We start from the raw sequence: 16,456 nt of genomic DNA on the forward strand, positions 1-16,456 counted from the left end.
TCCTCCTTTTATATTTTGACAAACTTATCAACGTCAACTACAAATACTGTTGCTCCTCCAACCTCAACTTCTACGGGGTATGGTATATAGACTCCTGTTGTTCCAGCCATAGGAGATGGGGAAGATACTACCTGTTTTCTTGTCTTGCAGATATCTTCTATCAGGTTAATAACTACATCAACTCTTTCCTTTTCAACACCTATCATTAATGTAGTATTGCCTGATTTTAAGAAACCACCTGTTGTTGCAAGCTTCGTTACTCTAAACCCTTCATCTGTTATTCCATCAATTAAGTCTAATGCATCATCATCCTGAACTATTGCAATAACTAACTTCATAATAACACCTCCCGCAAATTTTATTGAATATATTGTAAGCCTTTATTATTCTTTATTTTATCACAACTAATTAACTTTGAATACAATTAGTTAAATATATCCTTTTCTTTCGATAAAAGTAATAATCTCTTTAGCTACCTTTTCTATTACTTCAGCTAAAGATTTAGAAGCATCTACAATCACTGTACTATTCTCATACCTTTTAGCTAATATATGATATGCCTCTACTACCTTTTCATGGAACTCTATACCTTCTAAATCTAGTCTATTAACTTCTCTTTCGCTATTTATATGTATCCTTTTTAAACCCTCTCTAGGATCTATATCAAACAATATAGTCAAATCTGGCATATGACCTTCGATCGCAAAATTATTTATTTCCATAACATTATCCATTCCAAGACCTCTAGCATAGCCTTGATATGCCAAAGATGAGAATATAAATCTATCACATAAAACTATTTTACCCTTTTCTAGAGCAGGAATTACTTTTTCAACTAAATGTTGTCTTCTTGAAGCTGCATAAAGTAATGCTTCAGTTCTTCCATCCATCTCTACGTTATCTTTATTAAGAATTATATCTCTTATCTGTTCTGATATTGATATCCCACCTGGTTCTCTTGTAAATATGTATTCTATATTAGAATCTGTAAATAAACTTTCAAGTTCCTTTATCACAGTAGTTTTTCCAGCACCTTCTGGTCCTTCAAATACTATAAATAACCCTTTTTTCATACGTCTCACTCTTTCTTGTTATATTCAGTTAAATTTGTTTACTTATCCATTTTACATAATTGATTATCTTTTATAACCTTAATATTGCCACTATTTATTCCTAACATAGTTATTCCATCACTAAGTGATTTTTTTATAACTTCAATATGTTCATATTCTATCTTTTCACCCATTATCAACATAGGTACTCCAGGAGGATATGGGATTATATTTTCTCCAACTGTCCTTCCTAGCGAAGATTCTAATGGTATTATTTCTTTTTCAAGCCCAAACGCATCTGCTGGTATCAATTCTTGTATTGGCAATTTAGTTTCATATATACACTTATCTCTATCTCTTATTACCTCAATATCTAATATTTCAAGCGTCTTTAAAAGGCTAACAAAATCCTCTTCAGTATTAAAGGGGGAAGTTAATAATACCACATTATTATCTCCACTCATCTCAGCTTGAATTCTATTATCTCTTAATACATCTAAAAGCTTATGCCCACTTAATCCTTTACTTAAAAATAAGACTAGCCTGCTATCGTCAAATATAACACCCGATTCGTGTATATAACTATTATCGAAAACCTTGATATATGAAAGATTGTTTATCTTGCTTTTTATCTTGTCCATTATATCAAATAGATTATCATAAGCTCTTTTACCTTCATATTCAAGAAAAGCTCTGCTATAATCTAAAGAAGCCATAAACATATATGATGGACTCGTACTCTGAAATACTCCAAAATAGAAGTCAGCTTTTTCTATTAGCATTTTATTATTTATGTGCAAATAAGAAGTTTGAGTAAAGCTTGGCAAAGTTTTATGAGCACTCATTACTACCATATCAGCACCAAGTTCAACTGGATTTTTAGGTAGCCTTTCATGAATTCCAAAATGGGCTCCATGTGCACAGTCAACCAGCACTCTTATATCTCTCTTCTTGCACTGATCGATTATGAACTCAATGTCACATCCAATTCCATAGTAATTAGGATAAGTAAGAAAAATCCCTTTTATATCCTTGTTATCAGAAAGCAGTTTAATAAAATAGTCTTTATTTATAGACTCCGGAGCCTTTAGTGTTGGATTTATTGTATTTTCCATGTATACAGGTTTTAATTTTCTCATAATAAGACTATTCATTATAGACCTATGACAATTTCTTTCAACTAATACCTTGTCTCCTTCATCAAAACATGTATAGCTCATTATTAAATTTCCTGAAGTACTCCCATTAACTAAAAAGTATGATTTTTCGCTGCCATAAAGATTACTAAGCATATCTAAGGCTTCTTTTAATACTCCTTCTGGTTTATGGAGGTTGTCTAATCCATCTACTTCTGTTATATCAGCAGATAATATAAATTCAGTTAAATCTATATCTAAAGCATCACATTTAAATCCTCTTCCGCTCTTATGTCCGGGCATAGAAAACGGTGCATTACGTAGCTTAACATATTCCTTTAAAGCTTCAACTAAAGGAACTCTCTTCATAAGAACCTCCTATATTATAAATACTCACTTGTTTCATAATTATTTTTCAAAATGTGAGGGGTTACGTTTTTCTTAATACAGCTTAAATAATACTTATAAAAATCTGTATTTGATTTGCAACCAATTAAATTCATCTCGCAATTACGGCAAATCTTTTTACCGCTTATTATTATACCATTTTCATGAGTTTTTCCACATACTATACATTTATTTTTATTTATATTATTCATATCTAACTATTGCCTCCATATATTTATATATTGTCTTAATTCTTAACTCATCTAATATATTTTATTCAGTACTGATTGTAATCTTAATTTGTCCACAATAAATATTTTCTTTCAATAAGGATAAACTATATTAAACTGTTTATTTCGGAGGTAAAATTAATGAAAAAAGATATGGAATCTTATTTATCTTCTGAGAAGGAAAATTTAAGTGACCTATGTAAATTCTTATACAATAATCCTGAAGAAAGCTATTCTGAAAACGAATGTTGTAGATATATTAGTAACTTCCTATCTGAGAGAGGATTCAATGTAACAAATAGTTTTTTAGGTTTAAGTACTTCTTTTTGCGCAACAAAGGGATCAGGCTACCCTAAGATATGTTATGTTTGTGAGTATGATGCAATTAAAGAAGCTGGTCATATTACTGGTCACAATCTTCTCTCAACGATATCTGTAGGTGCAGCTATAGCCTTAGGACACATAATTGAAAAAAATTCTGGAACAGTAATACTCTTAGGATGCCCAGGCGAATACCTTGGTGGCACTAAATCAACTATGGTTCATCAAGGTTTTTTTGATGATATTGACGTTGTACTAGAAGCACATCCAGATATAGTTACTTGTGAAAGTGGAACTTCAGCAGCAATAATCCCATTGCAAATAAACTTTAGCTGCGTAAATGGATTGAGATTCTTAAATGAATATACTTATTCTTGTCTAGACGCAGCACTACTTACTCTTAATACAGTAAATGTGCTGATGAAAGGTTTCCCTGATGATGTTAAAATCGACTCGGTATTATCTAAAGGCGGAACTACACCATCTCTTATGCCTAATGAAACAGAAATAAAATTTTATATAAGAGCCAAAGATATGGATCTTGCCATGGTAGTAGATCAGAAAATTAAGGAGGTATGTTATTATATATCAAAGCTTATGAGAGTTCAGAACTCCACTTCACTTTATGAACCACCAAGTGAGGAACTTCTTACCAACCTGACACTAAATAGATTACTAAGTCATAATTTAAAGGAACAGGGTATAATTGATATTAAGCCTCCGCGCAATATTAGATCTGGTTTGAGTCTAGGGGTGGTAAGCCAAAAGGCACCTTGTATACAATCATATATTTCTATAATTGAAGATGATAGTATAAAATATGGAACTAAAGAATTTAGGGATTCTACTTTAACTGATCATGCCCTAGAAGTTGCAGTTAAAACTGCTTTAGCTTTGGCATCAACAGGATATGATATAATCGAAAGCGAAGAACTTCTTGGAGAAATTAAAGGGGAATTTTATTCATTTAAAAAGGATTTAAAGTGATTCTTATATTAATTTTAAACTTATTAACAAAGCACCGTGTTGAAACTAAGCGGTTAGCCATCTAATTATTTTATGAAATTATAATAAGGTTGAATAGGGCCACTAAGCGTATACTGCTTAGTGGCCCTATTTTTAAACTACCAATATTTCCTTTTGTCGTATTCCATGACATCCTAATTTATTTATCAAATCTCCACTTGGTTGAAAATAGAACTTCTTATATTTGTGTGCATCCTTATATATACAACAGTAAGTTTTGAGTCCAAGAATATTGCATACATAAAGCCTTGTGCTACTTATAGGATATTTCTTAGGAGAAGATATTACTTTCCCTAAATAAACTATATCATTTATCTTAATATTCTCTAAAGTTATCTGTCCGGTAGATTTAACTTTATGAATAATAAGCTTATCAGCAACAATAGAATACTTATAGTAAGTTCTGCATCTTACTACTTGAAAAACTCCAAAGGCTATCGTTAATAATATTATAGATACATTAATAAGTATACTAACTTGCTGATTATAAATTACTACTGATTGATTATAATTTGATAAAACAATCATGAAACATAAAACTATTATACTAACAACAATTGTGGAAGCTTTTTTTCTTTCTATTACTTCCTTATGCATCGTACCCATATACTTGTTTCCCCCATTGTACAAGTTAATACTGTAACATAGAGATTATACATCCATTTCAATTATTTATCCATTACTTTTGTAAGCAAATATTTGCTTTTAAAGCCTTAAACTGAGGTTTTTCATATTTAGATTAGTTTATTCTTTCATATAATCTCTTTTACTTAATTTTACTAATGTATGTTATAATCTATAGTATATATAATAATTCTTATTAAGTATATTGTTATTAAGTTTTATAATTTTGATGAAATATTAATGGAGGTATTTTAAATGATTCAGATATATAAATCAGTAAGTGATGTTGATCCAACATTAAAAAACTTAGATAATATTGAACCCGGCTGCTGGATTAACTTAGTCGCCCCTTCAGATGAAGAGCTTCTTCTTATCTCAAAAAAAACCTCCGTGCCAATAGAATTCTTAAGGGCACCTTTAGATGACGAAGAAGCATCTCGTATTGATATAGAAGATACAAACATGCTTGTAATAGTTGATATACCTTTTACTGAAATGGAGGATAACTCCTTAACCTATGATACCTATCCACTGGGGATAATACATACTGAAAATGAGCTTATTACAGTTTGTTTAAAAAATTCTAAGATATTAAGTGATTTCACTTATGGGAAAATTAAATCTTTTTTCTCATTTAAAAAATCCAGATTTATTCTACAAATTTTAAATAGAGTTTCTACATATTATCTTATATATCTAAGACAAATAGACAAGAAGAGCCTTATGATAGAAAAAAGACTCCATAAATCTATGAAAAATAGGGAACTAATACAACTTCATTCTCTAGAGAAATCTCTTGTATACTTTTCTACTTCATTAAAATCTAATGAAATAACTTTAGAAAAAATGTTGAAGCTTGAAATTATGCAAAAATATGAAGAAGATAAAGATGTATTAGAGGACGTAATCATTGAAAATAAGCAAGCTATCGAAATGACAGAAATATATAGTAATATACTAGCAAGTACTATGGACTTTTTTGCTTCTGTTATATCAAACAACTTAAATATAGTAATGAAAGGCCTTGCTTCATTAACCATACTACTAGCTATCCCAACTATAATGGGTGGAATATATGGAATGAATATTAGGTTACCATTACAAGACAGCCCTTATGCATTTCACATAGTTATGGGCGTTACCATGGGTGTAGCTCTACTTGTTGCTGGGATGCTTTATAAGAAAGATATGTTTTCATAGTTTTATTTAAATTAAATACTATTTCAATCTCAATTATGGATTCTGATGAATAATATAATAATTGAGATTGTTACACAAGAGGACTATATGGTCCTCTTATATTTTTATTTGGGAGGTGCTTATCATGCTCGCTCATGGAATTAAGTTTGGAAAGACCGTTGGAATTATATCCCCTGCTGGTTGTGATGATGCAGAAATAATAAATAAAAAAATCTCTGATTTTAGAAATTTAGGTTTTAATGTAAAAGTCGGTGCTCATGTATTTGATAAGTATGGATACCTAGCGGGAGAAGATAAAGTGAGAGCTTACGATCTAATGAATATGTTTATTGATGATGAAGTAGATGCTATTGTTTGTTTCAGAGGTGGGTATGGAAGTGCGCGAATGCTACCTTATCTGGACTTGGGCGTTATAAAAAGACATCCTAAAATATTTTGCGGTTATAGTGATATAACTTTGATTTTAAATTATCTATACAAGAAGTTAGGTCTTATAACCTTTCATGGTCCAATGGTAAAATCAGATTTCTCAGATTTAACTACTCGAGATAGCTTTTTTAATGCCGTTATGGATAGATCATGTAATTATAAAATAGATTTAAATTCTTTCGACTCAGTACAAGTTCATAATACCAAAAATATAAGCGGAAAGCTTGTAGGTGGAAATCTCTCTATTATTTGTAGTAGTTTAGGAACTCCCTTTGAAATTGATACAAAGGATAAAATCCTATTTCTAGAAGATGTGAATGAAAAGATTTATTCAATTGATAGAATGCTAACTCAACTTAATTTAGCTAATAAATTAAAATACTGCAAGGGATTTATACTAGGCAATTTTACACCAAACGAAAATGACATGAAAGAACATAATTTCACACTAAATGAACTTATTGCTCAAAAAATATTACCCTTAAGAAAGCCTACTATTGTTAACTTACCTTTCGGTCATGAACATCAAAATATAACGCTTCCAGTAGGTGGCTCTGTTAAAATAGATTTTGAAGCAGGCTTAATAACTCCAGTTAAAGAGTTCGTATTATAAATAATCCACAGAAATAAAAATAATCAACAATAGTTATCCACAAAAACTGTGTATTATTTTGATTTTTCTGTGACTAACTTTTGATTTTTCTGAATTTTATCGCAGAATAGTGTTCTTTTATATACTTATCCACAATTGTATCTATTTTTTATTATACTTAGTATTAACTAAAACCATACATTTATTTAGCTTATACAAAACAAAAGTCTGTAAACAAAAAGTTTACAGACTTTATTTTTGGAGGCGCCACCCGGATTTGAACCGGGGCATAAAGGTTTTGCAGACCTTGACCTTACCGCTTGGCTATAGCGCCGAATTAATTTAAAATAAATGGTGGCCAGACCAGGAATCGAACCAGGGACACGAGGATTTTCAGTCCTCTGCTCTACCGACTGAGCTATCTAGCCACATTTACCTAGCGACCACTTACTCTCCCACACAGTCGCCCATGCAGTACCATCAGCCGTCTAAGTCTTAACCTTCGTGTTCGGTATGGGTACGGGTGTAACCCTTAGACGCATCATCACTAGATATTGAAAGATTATTCTTTCAAAATTGCACTTAAGTTTACTTTGTAATATCTTGTATTGGTCAAGCCCTCGACCTATTAGTATCGGTCAGCTGAACATGTTACCATGCTTACACCTCCGACCTATCAACCTCGTGTTCTTCGAGGGGTCTTACTAGCTTACGCTATGGGAAATCTAATCTTGAGGTGGGCTTCACGCTTAGATGCTTTCAGCGTTTATCCCTTCCCGACGTAGCTACCCAGCTATGCTCCTGGCGGAACAACTGGTGCACCAGAGGTCAGTCCATCCCGGTCCTCTCGTACTAAGGACAGCTCCTCTCAAATTTCCTACGCCCGCGACGGATAGGGACCGAACTGTCTCACGACGTTCTGAACCCAGCTCGCGTGCCGCTTTAATGGGCGAACAGCCCAACCCTTGGGACCTACTTCAGCCCCAGGATGCGACGAGCCGACATCGAGGTGCCAAACCTCCCCGTCGATGTGGACTCTTGGGGGAGATCAGCCTGTTATCCCCGAGGTAGCTTTTATCCGTTGAGCGATGGCCCTCCCACGAGGTACCACCGGATCACTAAGCCCGACTTTCGTCCCTGCTCCACTTGTGGGTGTCGCAGTCAGGCTCCCTTCTGCCTTTGCACTCTACGAACGATTTCCGACCGTTCTGAGGGAACCTTTGGGCGCCTCCGTTACTTTTTTGGAGGCGACCGCCCCAGTCAAACTGCCCACCTAACAATGTCCCGTCACCAGCTTCATGGTGCCCGGTTAGAATCCCAGTACTGTCAGGGTGGTATCCCAAGGACGACTCCACATCCCCTAACGAGGATGCTTCCAAGTCTCCCACCTATCCTGTACAGACAATACCGAAACTCAATGCTAAGCTACAGTAAAGCTCTACGGGGTCTTTCCGTCCAATCGCGGGTAGCAAGCATCTTCACTTGCACTACAACTTCGCCGGATTTACAGTTGAGACAGTGCCCAAGTCATTACGCCATTCGTGCGGGTCAGAACTTACCTGACAAGGAATTTCGCTACCTTAGGACCGTTATAGTTACGGCCGCCGTTTACTGGGGCTTAAGTTCACCGCTTCGCGTTACCGCTAACGATTCCCCTTAACCTTCCAGCACCGGGCAGGCGTCAGCCCCTATACATCAGCTTTCGCTTTAGCAGAGACCTGTGTTTTTGCTAAACAGTTGCTTGGGCCTATTCTCTGCGACCTACTCTCGTAGGCACCCCTTCTCCCGAAGTTACGGGGTCAATTTGCCGAGTTCCTTAACTGTAATTCTTCCGCCGGCCTTAGGATTCTCTCCTCACCTACCTGTGTCGGTTTGCGGTACGGGTACTACATTTCTCCCTAGAAGCTTTTCTTGGCAGCGTAGAATCAAGTACTTCAGCCTAAAAGGCCTTCCCCATCACACCTCAGCTAATACAGGCGGATTTGCCTACCTGTATACCTAAGTGCTTAGACTAGCATCCAATAGCTAGCACACTCTATCTTCCTGCGTCACTCCATCGGTAATAACGATTTGCAGTAGTATCGGAATATCAACCGATTGTCCATCACCTACGCCTTTCGGCCTCGGCTTAGGTCCCGACTAACCCTCAGCGGACGAGCCTTCCTGAGGAAACCTTAGGTTTTCGGCCACTAGGATTCTCACCTAGTTCTCGCTACTGATGCCAACATACTCACTCGTAATCAGTCCACCGCTCCTTACGGTACGACTTCAGCCCGATTACGACGCTCCCCTACCCCAGCAGATAAATCTGCTAGCCGTAGCTTCGGTGATAAGTTTGAGCCCCGAACATCTTCGGCGCAGGATCTCTCGACTAGTGAGCTATTACGCACTCTTTTAATGAGTGGCTGCTTCTAAGCCAACATCCTAGTTGTCTTAGAAATCCCACATCCTTTTCCACTTAACTTATACTTTGGGACCTTAGCTGACGATCTGGGCTGTTTCCCTTTTGACTACGGATCTTATCATTCGCAGTCTGACTGCCGGACTAATACTATATGGCATTCGGAGTTTGATAAGGTTCGGTAAGCGATATGCCCCCTAGCCCATTCAGTGCTCTACCTCCATTAGTCATATCCGACGCTAGCCCTAAAGCTATTTCGGGGAGAACCAGCTATCTCCGAGTTCGATTGGAATTTCTCCGCTATCCACAGCTCATCCCATGGTTTTTCAACACCAACGTGGTTCGGTCCTCCACGAAGTTTTACCTTCGCTTCAACCTGGCCATGGATAGGTCACCCGGTTTCGGGTCTACGGCATGCAACTAGTCGCCCTATTCAGACTCGGTTTCCCTTCGGCTCCGTACCTTAAGTACTTAACCTCGCTACATACCGTAACTCGTTGGCTCGTTCTACAAAAAGCACATCATCACACACATATGGTGCTATGATCGGTTGTAGGCACACGGTTTCAGGTTCTATTTCACTCCCCTCCCGGGGTTCTTTTCACCTTTCCCTCACGGTACTTCTTCACTATCGGTCATCAAGTAGTATTTAGCCTTGGGAGGTGGTCCTCCCTGCTTCCCACAAGGTTTCACGTGTCTCGTGGTACTCTGGAGCAGAACTATGGTCTTCTTGTTTCACTTACAGGACTATTACCTTCTACGGTGTATCTTTCCAGATATCTTCAATTACAATAGCCACCAATGTTATGTTCTGTCCGCAACCCCAAAGATAAATCTTTGGTTTGGGCTCTTCCGATTTCGCTCGCCGCTACTGACGGAATCGATTTTTCTTTCTCTTCCTCTAGGTACTTAGATGTTTCAGTTCCCTAGGTTTACCCTCCTATAGCTATGTATTCACTATAGGATACGTAGGGTTACCTACGTGAGTTTCCTCATTCGGAGATCTTTGGATCACAGGCTATTTGCGCCTACCCAAAGCTTATCGCAGCTTGTCACGTCCTTCTTCGGCTCTTGATGCCAAGGCATTCACCATGCGCCCTTTGTAGCTTGACCTATCAAATCAAATTTGAGTTACAAATTTGCTGATTTACTAAAATACTAGCGTGCATTTTAGTAATCAATTTATTACAAAGAATAGTAAATATCTTTACTTTAACTTATGTGCAATTTTCAAAGAACAATGGTGGGCTTAAATGGACTCGAACCATCGACCTCACGCTTATCAGGCGTGCGCTCTAACCAGCTGAGCTATAAGCCCACAAATGGTGGAGATAAAGAGATTCGAACTCTTGACCCCCTGCGTGCAAGGCAGGTGCTCTCCCAACTGAGCTATACCCCCATATGTGTATATTAAATTAAGATGCCAATTACTTGGTATCTCAAAATTAAACAGAGAGAGATTCTAACCAGAATTCGTATATATTAAGTCTGAAATGCATCAGTACTTAATAATTTCTCCATAGAAAGGAGGTGATCCAGCCGCAGGTTCTCCTACGGCTACCTTGTTACGACTTCACCCCAATCGCTGACCCTACCTTCGGCTGCTGCCTCCCTTACGGGTTAGCTCACAGACTTCGGGTATTGCCAACTCTCATGGTGTGACGGGCGGTGTGTACAAGGCCCGGGAACGTATTCACCGCGACATGCTGATTCGCGATTACTAGCAACTCCGGCTTCATGTAGGCGAGTTTCAGCCTACAATCCGAACTGGGACAAGTTTTTGAGATTTGCTCCACCTCACGGTCTTGCGTCTCTTTGTACTTGCCATTGTAGCACGTGTGTAGCCCTAGACATAAGGGGCATGATGATTTGACGTCATCCCCACCTTCCTCCCGGTTAACCCGGGCAGTCTCGCTAGAGTGCTCAACTAAATGGTAGCAACTAACAATAAGGGTTGCGCTCGTTGCGGGACTTAACCCAACATCTCACGACACGAGCTGACGACAACCATGCACCACCTGTCTTCCTGTCGGTACCAAAGGTACCGACTTCCCCGGTTAAGGGTAATTCAGGAGATGTCAAGTCTAGGTAAGGTTCTTCGCGTTGCTTCGAATTAAACCACATGCTCCGCTGCTTGTGCGGGCCCCCGTCAATTCCTTTGAGTTTTAATCTTGCGACCGTACTCCCCAGGCGGGATACTTATTGTGTTAACGGCGGCACGGAGGTGTTGAAACCCCCACACCTAGTATCCATCGTTTACGGCGTGGACTACCAGGGTATCTAATCCTGTTTGCTCCCCACGCTTTCGAGCCTCAGTGTCAGTTACAGTCCAGAAAGTCGCCTTCGCCACTGGTGTTCTTCCTAATCTCTACGCATTTCACCGCTACACTAGGAATTCCACTTTCCTCTCCTGCACTCTAGATATCCAGTTTGGAATGCAGCACCCAAGTTAAGCTCAGGTATTTCACATCCCACTTAAATATCCACCTACGCTCCCTTTACGCCCAGTAAATCCGGACAACGCTTGCCACCTACGTATTACCGCGGCTGCTGGCACGTAGTTAGCCGTGGCTTCCTCCTTGGGTACCGTCATTATCGTCCCCAAAGACAGAGCTTTACAACCCGAAGGCCTTCATCACTCACGCGGCGTTGCTGCATCAGGGTTTCCCCCATTGTGCAATATTCCCCACTGCTGCCTCCCGTAGGAGTCTGGACCGTATCTCAGTTCCAATGTGGCCGATCACCCTCTCAGGTCGGCTACGCATCGTCGCCTTGGTGAGCCATTACCTCACCAACTAGCTAATGCGCCGCGGGTCCATCTTATAGCGGATTGCTCCTTTGATTTTCATTTCATGCGAAACGAAAATGTTATGCGGTATTAATCTTCCTTTCGGAAGGCTATCCCCCTCTATAAGGCAGGTTACCCACGTGTTACTCACCCGTCCGCCGCTAAGAAAGTTCCGAAGAACTTTCTCCGCTCGACTTGCATGTGTTAGGCACGCCGCCAGCGTTCGTCCTGAGCCAGGATCAAACTCTCAATTTAAAGTTTAATCATAGCTTACTTACTTAGTAAGTCTTTTTTCAAAAGAATTGCTGGTTTAGTTTAAGTCTAGTTTTAGACTTTGTTTATCTTCTCTGTTTAATTTTCAAAGACCAGTGCAATCGTTTCCGACTGCTTAATAATATTAACATTTAAGATTTAAATTGTCAACTTATTTTTTCAACAAGTTTTAATTTATTATCTTGTCACTCATCTGCGACGTTTATTATAGTAACATTTTTATTATTTTACTCATTCCTATCTATGATATAAATAAAGAAATTATCTCACTATAGTTTTATTTTACTAATATATTTAAGCTATTTCTATTAATGATACACGTGGTAATGTTTATAAATAAATTTGTATTTTATTGTTAATATATCTAATATCATTACGATAATATACTTAGTATACATCTACTTTTTTGAATTATTAACAGAACGTTTTACATGTTATATATTCTTTTTTATTCTTTAGTAGTGTAATTTTTTTAGGCACTAAAGTTTAACTACAAGCAGTTTTGTCTAAATCATTTTTTTAAAGAATAAAAAACTTATAACTAACAATCAATTGATATATACTTAAATATGAACTACTTCAATCAAAAATCTATTTTTAAACTTCTCATGTTTTCTCATGAATAGAACTTTAAGCCATGGATTCAAGTATGAAGTAATTTATTAATGATTAAAACTATAAACCAAAAAACTATATTCATTAACAGAATTTAGTAAAGTCAATATTAGTATTTAAATAGTTCTGTATGAGATTTTACACTACTATTTATAAATCTATATATTTTATAAATAATACTTAGGAGGAAAAGCATGAAGAAATTTTTAATTTGTTCAGTTATCGTATTTTCTTTTTTATTAGTTGGTTGTTCATCTAAAAGCAATTCAACAAACTCAAGCACTAATAGTAGCAATTCAACTGAGATAAAAATAACTTCTCCAACTACAGAAAATAATTCAAACAATGATGTAAAAAATGATACAAAAAGCATCTCAGTGTCTGGAGATCCTATTGTCGCTCTACCGATCGTAAAAGTAGGTAACAATATATATGTATCTCAATGGAAAGACAATAATAGGTTATATGAATATTTAGGTAGCGATATTAACTCAATAAATGATTTGCTCAAAGCTACAAAGAAATATGATTTATTTTCTAGAGAAATGGTTCAAGATACTGAAAAAATATATTTTACTAATATATCTGATAACGGCAATATATATACTTTATCTGATAGCACAAAGGAAGTAAAAAAACTTGATAACAGCAAAAGTTCAAATATAACTTTAGGAGCCGACGGATTATATTTTATAAATCAAAGTGATAACAGTAAGATTTATAAAATAAATTTGAGCGATAATACTAAAACTGCAGTAATTCAAGATTCTGTAGGAAAGTTTCTTTTATTTAACGATACAATAATATATCAAAATAAAAATGACAAATTCAAACTATACGCTTACTCTCTTACTGATAAAACAAAAACTGAACTAACTAGTAATTCGGCTGAAAGCTTTGGTGTTGCTAACAACAAACTAATTTATGTTAATTCAGGAGATCAAGATTCTATATGGAGTTTAGATTTGCAGAGCATGGAAGATAAGAAGCTTATGAATGTTGAAGCAGAGAACCTACAAGTAATTTCAGGAAGAATATTCTTTATAAATAGGTCTTCAGGTAATTATTTAAACGAATTAATTTCACCTGCAAACGGAACAGCATCAACAAACCCAATTATAAACGAAGGTGTTGAGCAATACTTTATATCTGAAAACACTGTATACTATGAATCAAAAACTTCTCATAATGATATAAAAACATATAATATCAAATAATCGAAATTTTTATACTTTGCTTTACATAATAAAAGACGCTAATGCCTACTTCATTAGCGTCTTTTTTATTAACTATAAATTGTTAACTATCTCTTTAAATTTATTTCCTCTTACTTCAAAGTTTGCAAACATATCAAAGCTTGCACAAGCAGGAGATAGCGCAACTATATCCTCTTCGTCTGCCAATTCCTTTGCTTTCAACACAGCGTTTTCTAAACTATCTACACAATATATAGGAACTTCAATACCCTCTTCTTGTTTTAACTTATTAAATGCTTCTACTATTTTATCTTTTGTGGCACCTAATAAAATAAGTTTTTTTATATATTTATATCCTTCATACGCAAGAGGTTCAAAAGGTATCTTCTTATCATATCCTCCTGCTATTAGTATCACAGGTTTTTCAAAAGCTTTTATTGTAGCTAAAGTTCTTGTAGGAGATGACCCTATAGAATCATTATAATATTTCACTCCATTTACTTCTCTTATAAATTCACTTCTATGTGCAACCCCTCTGAACGAAGTTGCAACATTTTTCATAACTTCCACAGATACTTCTCCGTAAGTTGCTGCGAAGGCTGCCAAATAATTCTCCACATTATGCATTCCCTTTATGACAATATCGCTCTTTTTACATATCTCATTGCCAAATACGTACAAACTTCCATCTTTATAGTAAGCCCCATCTTTTAGTTCTCTTTTAGAACTAAATTCTATAACTTTTCCTTGAGCCTCATCTTTAAATGAAGCTGTTATGTCATTTTCTCTATTTATAATAAGTAAATCTTTTGGAGTTTGAAACTTGAATATATTCTTTTTAGCATCAATATACTCTCCCATTCCTTTATGCATATCTAAATGATTAGGAGTTATATTCGTAACAATTGCAACATCTACTTGACTATTCATTGTCATCAACTGAAAGCTTGATAATTCTAAAACAACTCTATCTTCTTCTTTAATTTCCTCTATTTTTGTAAACAGTGGTATACCTATATTTCCACCTGTCCAAGTCTTAAATCCTTGAGCCTTAAGCAACTCAGATATTACAGAAGTTGTAGTAGTTTTTCCATCACTGCCAGTAATTCCATACACCTTTCCTTTACAATATCTAACGAACTCCTCTATTTCTGATGTTATATACGCTCCATTAGCCTTTGCATTTAATAGAGCTTCATGATCTATTCTCATCGATGGACTCTTGAATATAACATCAAAGCCTACTAAATTATCAAGATAACCTTCTCCAAGATTCAACTTAACACCTTTTATTTCAAATCCAGTTGCAACTTCACCTAACTCAGACTTACTTTTCTTGTCAAATGCAGTAACACTAGCCCCTAAACTTAATAAGAAATCTATTAAAGGTATATTACTGACACCAATTCCTATTACAGCAATATTTTTACCTTTAATAAACGTCTTAAACTCGTTAAAATCTTTTCTCATCAAATACTCGCTCCTTTAAAATTATAAATCTTAATAACTAATCAAAAAATCGATGAAGCGATAAAGAATAAAAATCGCTTAACGATATTATTTTATGTACTATATTAAATACTGTCCCATTTCTTTCTAATTATAACACCAGCAAATTATTTATTCTACTTTTCAAATAGTATATAATTTATAATTATACTCATTTTACGGAGGACATTATGGATACATATTATATAGGTTACTATTCCTCTCCTGTTGGCTTAATAAAGGTTGAGGCCTGCACAGATCATATCGTTGGTCTTGATTTTATAGAAAACAAAACATCAGAGGATGAAAACCACAACTTTCTAATCACAAATTGTCTAAACCAGTTACAAGAATATTTTGAAGGTAAAAGAACTCAATTTGATTTGCCTATTTTGCCTTCTGGTACTGATTTTCAAAGGGCTGTATGGAATGAACTTATAAATGTTCCTTTTGGCTCTATAAAGACATATAAAGATATTGCTATAGCCATAAATAACCCAAAAGCTGTTCGAGCTGTAGGTGGAGCAAATAATAAAAACCCTATTCCATTAATAATACCTTGTCATAGAATTATAGGTAGCTCAGGAAAATTAGTTGGTTATGGAGGTGGCCTTTGGAGAAAAGAATGGTTATTAACCCACGAAAAAATAAAATTCAAAAAATGATAAACGTGTTGCAATTGATATTATATAAAACAG

Annotated in this window: 11 protein-coding genes, 4 tRNA genes and 3 rRNA genes; 5 read left to right on the plus strand and 13 right to left on the minus strand. The window is 35.8% G+C overall.

Annotated elements, in window-relative coordinates:
• Positions 1–8: 8 nt before the first annotated feature.
• From darA to bsdtw1_RS19970, 4 genes are all read right to left on the minus strand, one after another.
• Positions 9–338, minus strand: coding sequence for a cyclic di-AMP receptor DarA (gene darA / locus bsdtw1_RS19955; RefSeq protein WP_183279257.1), 330 nt, complete (start codon positions 336–338; stop codon positions 9–11).
• 90 nt (positions 339–428) lie between these two features.
• Positions 429–1,073, minus strand: coding sequence for a dTMP kinase (gene tmk / locus bsdtw1_RS19960; protein WP_183279258.1), 645 nt, complete (start codon positions 1,071–1,073; stop codon positions 429–431).
• Between the two features lie 38 nt (positions 1,074–1,111).
• Positions 1,112–2,557, minus strand: coding sequence for an aminotransferase class I/II-fold pyridoxal phosphate-dependent enzyme (locus bsdtw1_RS19965; RefSeq protein ID WP_183279259.1), 1,446 nt, complete (start codon positions 2,555–2,557; stop codon positions 1,112–1,114).
• A gap of 14 nt (positions 2,558–2,571) precedes the next feature.
• The gene (locus bsdtw1_RS19970) at positions 2,572–2,787 is read right to left on the minus strand and encodes a sigma factor G inhibitor Gin (RefSeq protein ID WP_244638195.1); all 216 of its coding nucleotides are present in this window, start codon (positions 2,785–2,787) and stop codon (positions 2,572–2,574) included.
• A 159-nt stretch (positions 2,788–2,946) separates the two neighbouring features.
• On the opposite strand from bsdtw1_RS19970, the gene bsdtw1_RS19975 reads away from it, so the two are divergent.
• On the plus strand, positions 2,947–4,113 hold the full coding sequence (locus tag bsdtw1_RS19975) for a zinc-binding metallopeptidase family protein (protein ID WP_183279260.1): 1,167 nt from the start codon (positions 2,947–2,949) through the stop codon (positions 4,111–4,113).
• A 132-nt stretch (positions 4,114–4,245) separates the two neighbouring features.
• Here the strand turns inward: bsdtw1_RS19975 and bsdtw1_RS19980 are convergent, their stop codons facing one another.
• Positions 4,246–4,758 carry a hypothetical protein gene (locus bsdtw1_RS19980; protein WP_183279261.1) on the minus strand — a complete coding sequence of 171 codons (513 nt, stop codon included), beginning with the start codon at positions 4,756–4,758 and terminating at the stop codon, positions 4,246–4,248.
• A gap of 273 nt (positions 4,759–5,031) precedes the next feature.
• Between bsdtw1_RS19980 and bsdtw1_RS19985 the strand changes: the two genes are divergently transcribed.
• Both bsdtw1_RS19985 and bsdtw1_RS19990 read left to right on the plus strand, forming a co-directional pair.
• Complete coding sequence (locus bsdtw1_RS19985; protein ID WP_183279262.1) at positions 5,032–5,976, plus strand: magnesium transporter CorA family protein; 945 nt, start codon at positions 5,032–5,034, stop codon at positions 5,974–5,976.
• A 124-nt stretch (positions 5,977–6,100) separates the two neighbouring features.
• The gene (locus tag bsdtw1_RS19990; protein ID WP_183279263.1) at positions 6,101–7,018 is read left to right on the plus strand and encodes a S66 peptidase family protein; all 918 of its coding nucleotides are present in this window, start codon (positions 6,101–6,103) and stop codon (positions 7,016–7,018) included.
• A 238-nt stretch (positions 7,019–7,256) separates the two neighbouring features.
• Here bsdtw1_RS19990 and bsdtw1_RS19995 read toward each other — a convergent pair.
• From bsdtw1_RS19995 to bsdtw1_RS20025, 7 genes are all read right to left on the minus strand, one after another.
• A tRNA-Cys gene (locus bsdtw1_RS19995) sits at positions 7,257–7,331 on the minus strand.
• 18 nt (positions 7,332–7,349) lie between these two features.
• Positions 7,350–7,425: transfer RNA gene (locus tag bsdtw1_RS20000), tRNA-Phe, on the minus strand.
• Between the two features lie 6 nt (positions 7,426–7,431).
• Positions 7,432–7,549 (minus strand): 5S ribosomal RNA (gene rrf, locus bsdtw1_RS20005).
• Between the two features lie 56 nt (positions 7,550–7,605).
• Positions 7,606–10,511, minus strand: a 23S ribosomal RNA gene (locus bsdtw1_RS20010).
• A 128-nt stretch (positions 10,512–10,639) separates the two neighbouring features.
• Positions 10,640–10,716 (minus strand) — tRNA-Ile (locus tag bsdtw1_RS20015).
• 5 nt (positions 10,717–10,721) lie between these two features.
• A tRNA-Ala gene (locus bsdtw1_RS20020) sits at positions 10,722–10,797 on the minus strand.
• A gap of 124 nt (positions 10,798–10,921) precedes the next feature.
• Positions 10,922–12,441: ribosomal RNA gene (locus tag bsdtw1_RS20025) — 16S ribosomal RNA — on the minus strand.
• Together the 16S, 23S and 5S rRNA genes with 4 tRNA genes alongside form the textbook arrangement of a ribosomal RNA operon.
• 827 nt (positions 12,442–13,268) lie before the next feature.
• On the opposite strand from bsdtw1_RS20025, the gene bsdtw1_RS20030 reads away from it, so the two are divergent.
• Complete coding sequence (locus bsdtw1_RS20030) at positions 13,269–14,291, plus strand: DUF5050 domain-containing protein (RefSeq protein ID WP_183279264.1); 1,023 nt, start codon at positions 13,269–13,271, stop codon at positions 14,289–14,291.
• A gap of 72 nt (positions 14,292–14,363) precedes the next feature.
• Here the strand turns inward: bsdtw1_RS20030 and murD are convergent, their stop codons facing one another.
• Positions 14,364–15,740: a UDP-N-acetylmuramoyl-L-alanine--D-glutamate ligase gene (gene murD, locus bsdtw1_RS20035; RefSeq protein WP_183279265.1), complete on the minus strand. Its 1,377-nt coding sequence runs from the start codon at positions 15,738–15,740 to the stop codon at positions 14,364–14,366.
• A gap of 209 nt (positions 15,741–15,949) precedes the next feature.
• Here murD and bsdtw1_RS20040 point away from each other — a divergent pair, with 209 nt between their 5' ends.
• Positions 15,950–16,423: a methylated-DNA--[protein]-cysteine S-methyltransferase gene (locus bsdtw1_RS20040; RefSeq protein ID WP_183279266.1), complete on the plus strand. Its 474-nt coding sequence runs from the start codon at positions 15,950–15,952 to the stop codon at positions 16,421–16,423.
• Positions 16,424–16,456: the final 33 nt, after the last annotated feature.

This window comes from Clostridium fungisolvens, assembly GCF_014193895.1.
Lineage (GTDB): Bacteria > Bacillota > Clostridia > Clostridiales > Clostridiaceae > Clostridium_AR > Clostridium_AR fungisolvens.